This is a genomic window from Plectonema radiosum NIES-515, from assembly GCF_025753815.1.
GTDB classification, from domain to species: Bacteria; Cyanobacteriota; Cyanobacteriia; order Cyanobacteriales; family Nostocaceae; genus Hassallia; species Hassallia radiosum_A.
Genome location: NZ_JAOWRF010000160.1, coordinates 1 through 11,088, shown reverse-complemented (window position 1 = coordinate 11,088; position 11,088 = coordinate 1). Strand labels below are relative to the sequence as shown.

Here is an 11,088-nt window from a genome sequence, read left to right as displayed (position 1 = left end):
CTCTCCCCAATTTGGCAGAAACTACTACGAGCAAGCGATCAATTTATCGTTTACCGAGCCTCAATTGCTGGACCGACTGTGATTGCTGGTTATCATTGGTTCAATGATTGGGGACGCGATACCTTGATTGCTTTACCGGGTTTAGCGTTGGTTCCCCAGCGCTTTGAACTGGCAAAAGGACTTTTAGAAACTTTTGGACGTTACTGTCATTATGGCTTGATCCCTAATGTATTTCCTGATGCTGGTGGGGAACCCTTTTATAACAGCATCGATGCAGCGCTATGGTGGATTGAAACTTTAGGACTTTACTTAGAAGTTACTCAAGATTGGGAATTTTTGGCAGAACAATATCCGGTGGTGCAGCAAATCCACAAAGCGTTTGTCGGCAGTACGCGGTACGATATTCAGGTTGATTCTACTGATGGGCTGGTTAGTTGGGATACTCGTAATGAGGCTCTGACTTGGATGGATGCGGTGGTTGGGGGACAGCCTGTAACACCTCGTCGCGGTAAGCCAGTGGAAATCAATGCGCTGTGGTATTCGGCTTTATGTTGGGCTTCTCGTTGGGCAGAAATTTTGAGCGAACAACAACCACCAGCGGAATCAACGCGCTTAGTTAAGCAAGCACGACGTTATATTGAGCAAGCCAAACAGGTGCAATTTTCTCTACAAAAGTTCTGGAATCCCCAGCTAGGCTATTTGTACGACACGATTGAGCCAGACGATCGCCGAAATTCTCAAATTCGTCCAAATGCAATTTTAGCGCTTTCGTTGCGTCACTGTGGCTTTTCTCAACAGCACGGGCGTCAAATACTTGATAAAGCAACATCTAGCTTGCTCACTCCCTATGGTCTTCGCAGTCTCGATAGAAGCGATCCTGAATACATAGGTATATATTTAGGCAATTCAGAACAGCGCGATCGCGCTTACCATCAAGGCACCGTTTGGAGTTGGCTAATAGGTCCATTTATCCGCGCTTGGGAACGTTTTTACCCAGAAGAACCTCTGCCCTTTGATTGGCAACCGTTGTTAGATCACTTCCTTAATGATGCTTGTATTGGCTCAATTTCGGAAATTTTTGATGGTGACGAACCTCATCATCCCAGAGGTGCGATCGCTCAAGCTTGGTCAGTTGCAGAAGTAATTCGTCACTATCGCAGTTAAAAACTCGTAGTGAGGGGTTTACCGCTCATCCCAAAGACTCATTAACGCAGTTCTAAATAACTAGACTCAAATATTGCAGCAGTTGCATCATCCGCCATAGGTTAGAAACCTATGGCTAATAGCGAAAGTAGTCTAAAGACGACTAAAAGAAGATTTTAGGAATTCCCCAACGGTATCCGGATCTCGGCTCAATACCAACGTAAAAAGCGTTTCCTGTAAAAAAGCGAACTTTTAACCTATCTATAACCTATGTGTTATCGACAATCTGGTAATCTAATTTTCTAACCTAAATGGCGTGGGCAGCGGCTAATTGTCCAAAAAGCCCTCACAGACTTAAAGAATAATCGAGGAAATGATGAGAAAGCTTGGCTACTCAGTGTTTCAGCACGTCAGCACTGGACGTTTGCTGCGTAAAATGTGTTTACTGGCGCTGATTGTGCCGTTCCTGGCAAGTTCCGCAATCAGTTTGGCGACTGCCAGCGAGAACGAGTACGATCGCAAGAACGAGTACGAGGGCGAGAACGAGTCATACGCCATCGGACTTTGGGGCGATCTCCCCTACTCAGATATACAAGCGACCACGGGGGTTCCGAACCTCATCGCTGACATGAACGCGCAAAAACTGGCTTTCACAATCCACGACGGCGACCTGAAGGCGGGTAACTCTACGCCTGGTTCGGTCACGCCGACCACCTGCGAAAATGCCGTCTACGCCCAGGCGCTGGGCTACTTCAACGCCCTGAAGGCACCAGCAGCCTTCACGCCGGGTGACAACGATTGGACTGACTGCGATCGCCCCTCAAACGGTGGATTCAACTCACGCGAGCGCCTCGACTACCAGCGTCAGCTATTCTTCAACACAAAATTTTCCCTCGGGCGGCGTCGGCTAGTGCAGCAGGTGCAGAAGGCACCGCTGTGCCTTAGTGCAAACAACACCGCTGTAGCCTGTGTTGAGAACCGCCGCTGGACGGTCGGTAAGGTTACTTATGTGACACTCAATATCCAGGGTTCGTGCAACAACCTATGCGACACTGCGCCTGACCCAGAGGAGTACACAGCGCGAAACGCGGCTAATATTGCATGGATGAGAGAAACCTTTCAAGAGGCAAAGGCACGCAATTCGGTGGCGGTCATGGTTATCTCCCAAGGCAATCCGGGGTGGGATCTGACCGACGGAACCAGAGCACCTCTGCGCGATCCCAGGACACTCGCGCAAACCGATGGGCAGCCTGATGGCTTCCAGAGCTTTTTATTAGCGTTGCGCGATGAGGTGATTGCTTTCGCTAAACCAGTTGCCTACGTACACGGCGATTCGCACTACCACCGCGTTGACAAGCCATTTTTGGATGAGCAAGGCAGACGCCTTGAGAACTTCACTCGTGTCGAGACATTTGGCGACAATGCAGCGAATGGCACCAACGATGTGAATTGGGTCAAAGTCACCGTAAATCCCAGTAGCCGAGAGGTGTTTTCTTATCAGCCACAGATTGTCCCCGGCAATCGAGTAGCGGTTCCATCTTTGTAGAGCAGTTTCTAATTTATGTGCCAGTTACGTCAGTCCTAAATTATAAATATTGATTTACTTCTAACATCAAGAGCGATCGCCTAATCCGACAAAAATAGCGATCGCTCTTATTTAAGTATTCTTATTTGCCTGCTTCTGACTTACAATACTTGTAAATAATTCAAATTGTTGTTGAAGCTCGTCTTCCGATTGGGGTGGGTGAAACCAAACTGCTTCCGAGTCAGGACTACGACGATTAAATAGAGCATTTAGAGCTTCTGTATCTTCTCGATGGGTTAGAATATAAGCCCTTAATTCCTTTGTGGACATTGTTTCAAAGTTTGGTTTCATTCAAACCTCCAGTTTCCTGATGGAAAAACGATAATTTGCAGATCATCCCCAGCAAGAATAAACAAATATCCTTCCTGGTCATTGAAACGGAATAAGTGAATATCCAGGTAGCAGTTAGATAGCCATTGACAGACTCGTACACAGGCTAATGCTTGTTCGGCTGTTGGATTGATGGTCGTTTCCTCAATTCTGACATAGATACTATAAACCTTGCGTGCAGTTGATTTGTCATGCGATCGCACCCCTCAAACTATATAGCGGTTATCGCTCTTCTATGACTTTAGGCAAAGAATAATCTTATGAAACCCTGACGACTGGAAGTCGCGGCTACACAAACGCTCGTTTGCCTACCTTGGACTAATCTGAAAAGAGGGTTTCAAATTTAATCTCGCGAGAGTAATAAAAGAGCGATTATAAAGGTTATTGTTTCACCGTATAATGTAAAGCCAACACGGTATTTTCCAACTCAAAACTGATTAGTCCGCGCAGGCGGACTTCGTTTTTATAGCCGCGACTTTAGTCGTCGGGTACTCACAGTTCATGGCTGTTCGAGTTTCTCAAGCGCTTGCTTCATATTCAAAGGAGTTTCACCAATAAATGCTTGCATCGCACGCATTAATCCCTCATCTTCAATAGACATCTGGTGAAAATGAACTATGCGTTACCCGAACCCCAAGAGACTATTCTGTGCTACGTCTCTACGTATGACTCTGGAGATGTCTAATAGCTTCTAACAACCGCTGATATTCCTCAAACTCTAAAACAACTTTGAGAACTTGACCTTTTTTGTCTGTAATTAATTCTTGAACAAAAGGGTATTCTTCAGCTTTCACAGGTCGTTGCCCAAAGTAGTTGATTTACTTTTAACATATAGAGCGATCGCGCTGACTCTACAAGAGAAAATCGCTGACACGATCATCTGTTATAAATCATAACTTCCTTGTACAATTGACCGTCCTAATCCAACTATCTCAAATGCAACAATTTGGAAATCTCAGGCAGCAGCGCACTAAGTGTTGAAACAAATGTCTTGGCATGAGGCAAATCTGCCATCATCCCCACCATAATTCTGATTGCTCTTTTGGCAGTTATTTTCATTTCCTTATTTGTAGGGTTGCTAGCAAATGCTACTAAATAAGCTAACTGCTGTAATGCTTCAGCCTTGTCGTCAGGTTGTAGGTTATGGTCACTTTCAAATGTAGTTTGAAGCTGGCTTAAGAGTTGCTTAATTGCTGATAAACTAGACTCTTTTGAATTTGTTAATTGAGAAATACTGTTGGTGACTGTGATGCTCATATCACTAAAATCTAAAGCTGAACCACTAGCTTTATTTTTCTGCTCAACCCATCTAACTAATTGCTTAATTTGCTGTTCGCGAATTATCTGGTAGGCTGCAACAGATCCCCCATTAATCAAAAAAGCGATTGCCGGAGTCATAACTGGTATCCATCCCCCCAGGAGGAAAATGCCGAAGTTTATTCCGAATAGCATACCCAGTGTCAATGTGCCAGCAAAAACTAGAATCACAGGATGCCGGATGTACCAGGCTAAACTGCTACCTACAGTAGCCCAACCTACAAATAATAAAATCTCTCCCCATTCAGGTAAAAACCAAAATAGAGGTCGCTTTCCAGAAGCTGCATCCAAAACCTGACTTACCATCTGGGCATGAATTGTTACTCCAGGCATTTTGCCAGAGTCATCCAGCTTGCCATCACTATAAGGTGTATCACGAATGTCTTGGGAACTTGGTGCAGTCGAGCCAATCAAGATAATACGGTTTTTCACCCAACTCGGTTGGATGCGATCGCCTAGCACATCTGATAAACTAACTTGTTGAGCAACGTTCTTCCCAGAACGGTAGTTTAACAGTATTTGAAAGCCACTGGCATCTATGTTTTGATAACCACCTGAGTCAGTTTCTAAACGTTTAAATAACGTTTTCCCGACTTGCATTCCCTCAGGAGTGAATTTTGGTTGAATATTTAAGTAATGAAGCACCAATTGGAATCCAAAAGAAGCTGGAGTTTGACAATTTGACTTAGAGTCAGGTGTAACCACTAGTAAATTTCGCCGAATCAACCCATTTTTGTCTTCTGGGATATCAGCGAATCCTGCGTTCTCAGCTTCTACACCCGCAGGTGGTGGTACAGATTCAAGATTATTTGCACCGACTGTTGCGTTCTCAGCTTCTACACCCGCAGGTGGTGGTACAAATTTAACTTTCTTTGTACCTACTGTACAGATAGGAACAATCCGCGAACTATTTTTTATGTGTGTTAACAGCTTCTGATGACCAGGTTCAACTGGGCGATCGCGAAATAAATCTAAACCGATGACGTTTGGTTGATAGCGCTCTAGTTTGCTTAATACTGTGTCTAAAGTTTCCCCAGTGGGTGATCCCTGCTTCAAATTTTGAATATCGTCTTCGTTAAATCCGACAATCAACAAACGCGGGTCTGGATCTAGAGGGGTACGTTTTTGCATCATCTGATCGAAAGCTTTCAGTTCTACAGGTTCAAATCCACCCACTTGACGCAATCCCAACAGTGTGGTTGTAACCCCCAGAGTAATGAGTGCTACAATCTTTGAGGCTGTCCATCGAAAACTTTTTGGTGATTTTAGAGAATTGGTATCAACTGCAAAGTTTGATGGAAGACGGGTAGACAAAATTGGAGCTTCTGTTATCTGTTTGAGTAGCTGCAAAACTTCTATGCGGGCATTTTGTTCGGCTTCTAAAGCAATTTGAACATCGCGTCTTTCTAACTGCTGGCTAGCAGTAAAAAACTGATAATCCAAATCACCCAAGCTTTTACCCGCAGCCCAATTTTGAGCATCCTGCAAAGCTTGTCCCCGCAACAAACGCGACTCATCTTGATAGTCAGAAGCAACCCAAGCATTCAATGTATCAGAGTAGGGACGGAGTTTTGCCAGTATTTTCTCACACCATTCTTGATTAAATACCTCAGCATAAATGCGGTTATAAATCCGCAACTTGCGATCGCGTTTCACTACCAACCCCGTCAGCCGCAGTTCCGTTTGTTCCGGGCTGTCATCAGCGTCAATCCCCCCCTCGCCGAGATTTTGACCTAACCCCCCAGCCCCCTTCCCTACAAGGGAAGGGGGAGCATGATTTCTCCCCTCCCCTTGCAGGGGAGAGGTTCCGGGAGAGGTTCCGGGAGAGGTCACAATTTGCTGACACAACCCCAGTAATCTGCCAGTTCGCTTTTCACCACTGTGCATAATTCTGTCGCGGATGGTTCTCAGATGCTCCGGTTCATCCTGGGCTTCCCAATTGAGGATAATCCGCTCTCTCACCACAGACTCGACAAAAGCCTGAGGATTCGGGATTTCATCCTCTCCCCCTCCCCCACTCCCCCGCTCCTCCCCTCTCCCCCTCTCCCTTACCGCAGCTTGCAGCACCAATTTACAAACCTTCTGCGTTAAAAACGGCTGTCCCCCCGTCCAATAAAGTACCGCTTCCATCAACGTTTGCGGTTCACCCACCACAGCGAGTCCCTTCGCTAAAGGTTCCGCTTCCTCAAGCCCAAACCCAGTTAAATCGATCGCTCGACCAATATTAAAAGGCGTCCGACGCTTATCTTGAATCAAATCGGAAGGGGTAGAAACGCCCAACAAAGCAAAAGTAAGACGGTTGTAAGCCGGGTTATCAGCGCGACGGTTATAACAATCGCGGATGATGGCAAAAAAATCATCCGTCTTAAACGGAACGCTGAGGATACTGTCAATTTCATCAATAAAGATGACAATATTCTCAGTAATTATGTTGAGCAAAACTGTCTCAATAAACTTGCCCAAACGCTGTACAAATGGCAGCAATTCGTTCTCAGTCCACCACTCGTCTAAATCAAAGCTTGTATAAATATTAAAACTGCCAACCATACAATCAATCACCCCGGCATACCATTGCTCTGGGGTAATATCAGATGTGCCAATAGATGTGATATCAATCACCGCACAGGCAAACCCTTCATCCTGCAACCGCTGCATTGTCTGCACCCGCAAGCTAGATTTACCCATCTGGCGCGAGTTGAGAACGTAACAAAAATCACCAGCTTTTAAGGCTTCGTAAAGGTCTTTGTCAGCTTGGCGTTTGACATAGGTTTGGGCATCAGTCGGGAGACTGCCCCCAACTTGATATTGGTAGGCTGCGATCGCTTCAGGTTTCATGGCGGTATAAATCTACCATCTGGAAAATAGGAAGTTTTCGCTTTTCACTGCGTTTCAAATTCTGTGAACAGTTATACCTTAACTTACAGCAAAATCCGTATACTTCCTTCTCGCAGGAGCTTGAAAAGCCAAAACAATATCCTCAGAAGGAACCCCCAACTCTAACAAATCACCAGCAATTCCCCCTTCAGTTCCATCATGCTGAATCCAAATTTTTCCATTTTTAATATCTAAATGTAAAACTGATCCTCGGATGCGTTCATTGCCATCCCAACCCACATTCATTAATTGATAGTGGTCGCGTTCTCGGTCAAAAATTAGCTGCACTTCTACATCCCCATAACGAGGCTTGTAATTGCTATATTCCTTCAGCAAAGTTTCAATATGATTGCGATAAATATCTAATTTTCCCATTGTAATATCGCCTCCTGTTCAATATCATAAACGATAATATTTAGTTGATAATTCTGAATCGCTAGACGAGTAAATTCTAACTGAAAAAAAGTTTTATAAACATCAGCAGGAACAGCCAAATATAAAATACGCTCTGGTTCTTTCTGTTGCATAACTAATCGATAATTCATCACCTGACCCACAGCTTGATGAAAATCTGTAATTACCGAGTAGCTGAGAAAACTTTTGATCTCAACAGCTATTTTTTGATTTTCTTTTTGGGCAGCAATTACTTTTTCTGCACCCAAATCTACATATAAATCAACACCTCCAAAAACTAAGTACAATGGGTCATCTGTAATTATCCACCCTTCCTTAATTAAGCCATTTTTAACCGCATCGTGAAACTTGTCCTTAGCCATCACTTTTTTTATGTATTTTACGACGACGGTTGGTGTGTTAACTTTTAATTCCCAAGCGATCGCCAAAATATTCACAATACAATTTACACAAAGGCATCACCTCGTTCCCCTGAAATTTCACTAACCCCATACTGCGAAGTTTAAAAGCTTCTGCTGTCCCCACGTCTACAGGTGAATCTACCGATAGCACTCGCTTGAATGCGGCTAGTAATTGAGCATTTTCTTGCAAATTCAGCAAATGGCGGCGCAAATGGTCGCTGTAGGGTCCTTCCTCTGTCGGGGCAATTTGCTGAAGTTTCTCCAGCGTCATCCTCCCACGGGCAATTTGATACAGAGCTACCCGCGTTAAGTAAGGATGACCACCTACAAGCGTCATTAATTGCTCAAGTTGTTCTCCAGTCCAATTAAGTCCATGTCGTTGCACTAAGTCTTGCACTTGCTCTTGACTCAAGTCTGGCAATTCAATGGGTAATCCGACATTAAAAGGCGATTGATTGATATTCAGGGGGATGTAAACTTCTTGAGAATGCACAATTATCAACCTGAGCTTTTTCCAAACAGGATTGTTTTTTGCCCGTTCATGCCAAGCTCGTAATAGCCCAAAAAAATCATGGTTCGATCGCGGGATGTTTGAACACCTCATCGACTTCATCCAAACCCAAAGCTAGGGGGGTGTCAATAGAAGGTAATAAATATCTCTCAAAGTAATTTGTACATTTATTCTTACTTCCCAAAACACCTTTCCAATGTTCCTCCAGCTTTTCTGGTAATGAGAGCGCATCGGTAATACTCGCAGCAAACCACTGTAAGAAAAGATCCAAATTGCCGAGCAATTCTCCATCCACTGACTGAAAGTTCAAACAAGCCGTTTTATAGCTTTGCTTGCTTGCATGGTCAAGGATTCGCATCATTAACGAACTTTTGCCCATCTGTCGGGGAGCTTTAACGCGAATCAGCGCACCCGGTTTGATGATAGCTTCAGAACAGTCCGTTTCAATCGGCGGGCGATCGATATAATAGACAGAATCTAAAGGTATTTGCCCTTCTGGTTGTTCTAAGGGAAATGCCAGCTTATATATAATCTCTTCTGACTTAGGTTTTGGGACTCGAACAGCTTCTCGATTTGAGGATGAATTTTCCACCTCATCTTGGTTCGGCTGTTGCTGTGGAGTAGTTTTTCGATTGTTTTTGCTTTTGAGTACTGGGGTAGAAGATTCCGGAATGCCTTCTAAATCAATAGTCAAACAACCAAACTTATAAGCATCTTCATAGGATCTATCAGCACCAAGCGCATCATAAAATCCTACAGCAAATTCAATTGCCGCGCGATCGCCTATTGCTCGATTCATCCCAATCACGTAATCAACGTGTTGGTAAATCGCTTCCGCTTGTGCCTCACTATAACAAGCATTTAACAAGACACATTCTATACTGTCAAATAACTCAAATAGCCCTGCCAGTGTCTCAGTTTTCACTAGCTGCATTTGTCCTGAGTTATTCTCCAAAGCTAAACCTTGACTCCCCGCTCCATGTCCGCAAAAGTGGACAATTTCAGGTTTGTGATCCAACAAAGCACGTCGCAAATCGTTAGAACGCACTGCCCATTTGCTGATGAGTTGAAACTGATCTCGGCTTCTGGAGCGTTCCAACCCTGCCTCAATTTCGCGTACTTCTTCATCGAGACGCAGCTTATTTGTATTCGTGGGATTTGCTGACAAAATCAGAATTTTCTTCACGATGCTATCATCTCATGAATACGGGCTTTGTACTTAGATGCAGTTTACAATAAAATAGCCGGAGATTGAAAGCCCTGGGATTTTAGTCTAGGGATGAAAAGCCACACGAGGCAATGATAGTGGTCTAAAAACGAGTCTTTTACTACTGACTATTAATCATCACAACAATAGTAGATAGAGGAACTTCGGCAAAGTACTCACGCTGAAATTGTTCTTCTCGCACTGCGGCTAAAAATTGTTCGACGGCAGCATCGGCTTGAGTTTCGACAACACTGGTAGAATGCAAGGTGATTTGCAAGTTACGATCGAGTCGAGTGAGTGTGAATCCTAAGCATTTTAAAGCTTTAAATCCAAAATACAACGTTTGGTCTTTAATGCTGAGTTTTTCTAGAAGCTGTATGCGGGTAACTGTTTGATTTGTGCGACTGAGGTATTTAGCAATTCCCACAAGGATAAGCCAAATTTGCTCTGGTGGTTGATTCTCAGGTTTAGACCAAGCGATCGCTAGTTGTTGTTGATTGTAAAGCGATCGCTTTAACCATGCTCTTAAATCATCCCAACTTGTGGGACACTCTTCAACAATCAGTGCTGAGTCTTCTTTAATAGAAACATTTCGCCAGTCTACTATTAATGCTGAGGGGTTAACAGCGTGCTTAAATAAAGTTGAGTTTTCACTTTTTCGCACGGCAATTAATCTGATTTCATAGCGTTTTTTGAAGGTGTTGTAATCTAATTCCGCGATACAATCACACCTTCCCATCGGCAATTCATCTTTGTAATGTCCCCACCAAATGCCAGGAAAACCGCTACGGAAAGAATCATCCCGAATCTCAAAATCTGTTTTAATATACTGTACCTTTTTACCTCGCGAATCTTGCTGATTGCGATTCCAAGAATTTTCAAACCAGCAATTTTGAATCAGTAGTTTCGGTACAGGATTTCCCATTCCACACGGTTCAAGTAATTTCAGTTCATTAAATAACTCTTTTCCCAAGTCTGCTACCGTTACAGCCAAGTCAGCTTGTATTGTTGGTGTGAAAGTTGCCCCACCTAAAGTTTGCCGCAAGCGTTGATTAATCGCTTCTGTAAATAAAGGAATATTCTCCACCGGCAAACTCAACCCCGCTGCAAAAGGGTGTCCCCCAAAGCGATGTAACAAATGTGCTTGGTCTTTTACCAATTGATACAAGTCAACTGAGTTTACCGAACGGGCAGAACCTCTTGCGAGAGGAGGGGGGGAGGGGGGGAGCGGGGGATGGGGAGATGGGGGAGAATCCCCCTTGTCCCCCTTCTCCCCCTCGTCCTACCTGGCTCCTCCCCCTCTCTC

The 11,088-nt window shown here is 44.3% G+C and carries 12 protein-coding genes; 2 read left to right on the top strand and 10 right to left on the bottom strand.

Translation table 11 applies throughout. From position 1 onward, the window contains the following. Together OGM63_RS10885 and OGM63_RS10880 are read left to right on the top strand one after the other, a co-directional pair. Positions 1-1,164: amylo-alpha-1,6-glucosidase (locus OGM63_RS10885; protein ID WP_318528445.1), on the top strand; the 1,164-nt coding region annotated here is incomplete at its 5' end. A gap of 352 nt (positions 1,165-1,516) precedes the next feature. Then, positions 1,517-2,689 carry a hypothetical protein gene (locus OGM63_RS10880; protein WP_263745547.1) on the top strand — a complete coding sequence of 391 codons (1,173 nt, stop codon included), beginning with the start codon at positions 1,517-1,519 and terminating at the stop codon, positions 2,687-2,689. A gap of 111 nt (positions 2,690-2,800) precedes the next feature. Here OGM63_RS10880 and OGM63_RS10875 read toward each other — a convergent pair whose 3' ends face one another. The 10 genes from OGM63_RS10875 to OGM63_RS10835 all read right to left on the bottom strand — a co-directional run bounded on the left by OGM63_RS10875 (position 2,801) and on the right by OGM63_RS10835 (position 10,941). Further along, positions 2,801-3,019: a DUF6887 family protein gene (locus tag OGM63_RS10875; RefSeq protein WP_263745546.1), complete on the bottom strand. Its 219-nt coding sequence runs from the start codon at positions 3,017-3,019 to the stop codon at positions 2,801-2,803. Beyond that, positions 3,016-3,261 (bottom strand): DUF6888 family protein, encoded by a 246-nt coding sequence (locus OGM63_RS10870; RefSeq protein ID WP_263745545.1) that lies wholly within the window; start codon positions 3,259-3,261, stop codon positions 3,016-3,018. Before OGM63_RS10870 ends, OGM63_RS10875 begins: the two co-directional genes overlap by 4 nt. Before the next feature lie 296 nt (positions 3,262-3,557). Beyond that, positions 3,558-3,659, bottom strand: coding sequence for a RelB antitoxin-like protein (locus tag OGM63_RS10865; RefSeq protein WP_263745544.1), 102 nt, complete (start codon positions 3,657-3,659; stop codon positions 3,558-3,560). A gap of 58 nt (positions 3,660-3,717) precedes the next feature. Next, a complete protein-coding gene (locus OGM63_RS10860; RefSeq protein ID WP_263745543.1) occupies positions 3,718-3,852 on the bottom strand; it encodes a RelB antitoxin-like protein in 135 nt (44 codons plus the stop codon). A gap of 133 nt (positions 3,853-3,985) precedes the next feature. After that, the gene (locus OGM63_RS10855; RefSeq protein ID WP_263745542.1) at positions 3,986-7,210 is read right to left on the bottom strand and encodes a CHASE2 domain-containing protein; all 3,225 of its coding nucleotides are present in this window, start codon (positions 7,208-7,210) and stop codon (positions 3,986-3,988) included. A 78-nt stretch (positions 7,211-7,288) separates the two neighbouring features. Beyond that, positions 7,289-7,624, bottom strand: coding sequence for a XisI protein (locus tag OGM63_RS10850; RefSeq protein ID WP_263745541.1), 336 nt, complete (start codon positions 7,622-7,624; stop codon positions 7,289-7,291). Beyond that, positions 7,612-8,100 carry an element excision factor XisH family protein gene (locus OGM63_RS10845; RefSeq protein WP_318528444.1) on the bottom strand — a complete coding sequence of 163 codons (489 nt, stop codon included), beginning with the start codon at positions 8,098-8,100 and terminating at the stop codon, positions 7,612-7,614. Before OGM63_RS10845 ends, OGM63_RS10850 begins: the two co-directional genes overlap by 13 nt. Next, positions 8,063-8,668, bottom strand: coding sequence for an AAA-like domain-containing protein (locus OGM63_RS29565; protein WP_318528443.1), 606 nt, complete (start codon positions 8,666-8,668; stop codon positions 8,063-8,065). The genes OGM63_RS10845 and OGM63_RS29565 overlap by 38 nt, the downstream gene beginning before the upstream one ends. After that, a complete protein-coding gene (locus tag OGM63_RS10840; RefSeq protein WP_318528442.1) occupies positions 8,634-9,761 on the bottom strand; it encodes an AAA-like domain-containing protein in 1,128 nt (375 codons plus the stop codon). The genes OGM63_RS29565 and OGM63_RS10840 overlap by 35 nt, the downstream gene beginning before the upstream one ends. Before the next feature lie 142 nt (positions 9,762-9,903). Further along, on the bottom strand, positions 9,904-10,941 hold the full coding sequence (locus OGM63_RS10835; RefSeq protein WP_375340479.1) for a single-stranded-DNA-specific exonuclease RecJ family protein: 1,038 nt from the start codon (positions 10,939-10,941) through the stop codon (positions 9,904-9,906). Positions 10,942-11,088: the final 147 nt, after the last annotated feature.

What these genes read in the sequence shown, in the direction of transcription:
- OGM63_RS10850 (WP_263745541.1), bottom strand. Translation starts at nt 7,624, where the DNA reads ATGGGAAAATTAGATATTTATCGCAATCATATTGAAACTTTGCTGAAG.
- OGM63_RS10855 (WP_263745542.1), bottom strand. Translation starts at nt 7,210, where the DNA reads ATGAAACCTGAAGCGATCGCAGCCTACCAATATCAAGTTGGGGGCAGT.
- OGM63_RS29565 (WP_318528443.1), bottom strand. Translation starts at nt 8,668, where the DNA reads ATGAGGTGTTCAAACATCCCGCGATCGAACCATGATTTTTTTGGGCTA.
- OGM63_RS10875 (WP_263745546.1), bottom strand. Translation starts at nt 3,019, where the DNA reads ATGAAACCAAACTTTGAAACAATGTCCACAAAGGAATTAAGGGCTTAT.
- OGM63_RS10880 (WP_263745547.1), top strand. Translation starts at nt 1,517, where the DNA reads ATGATGAGAAAGCTTGGCTACTCAGTGTTTCAGCACGTCAGCACTGGA.
- OGM63_RS10865 (WP_263745544.1), bottom strand. Translation starts at nt 3,659, where the DNA reads ATGTCTATTGAAGATGAGGGATTAATGCGTGCGATGCAAGCATTTATT.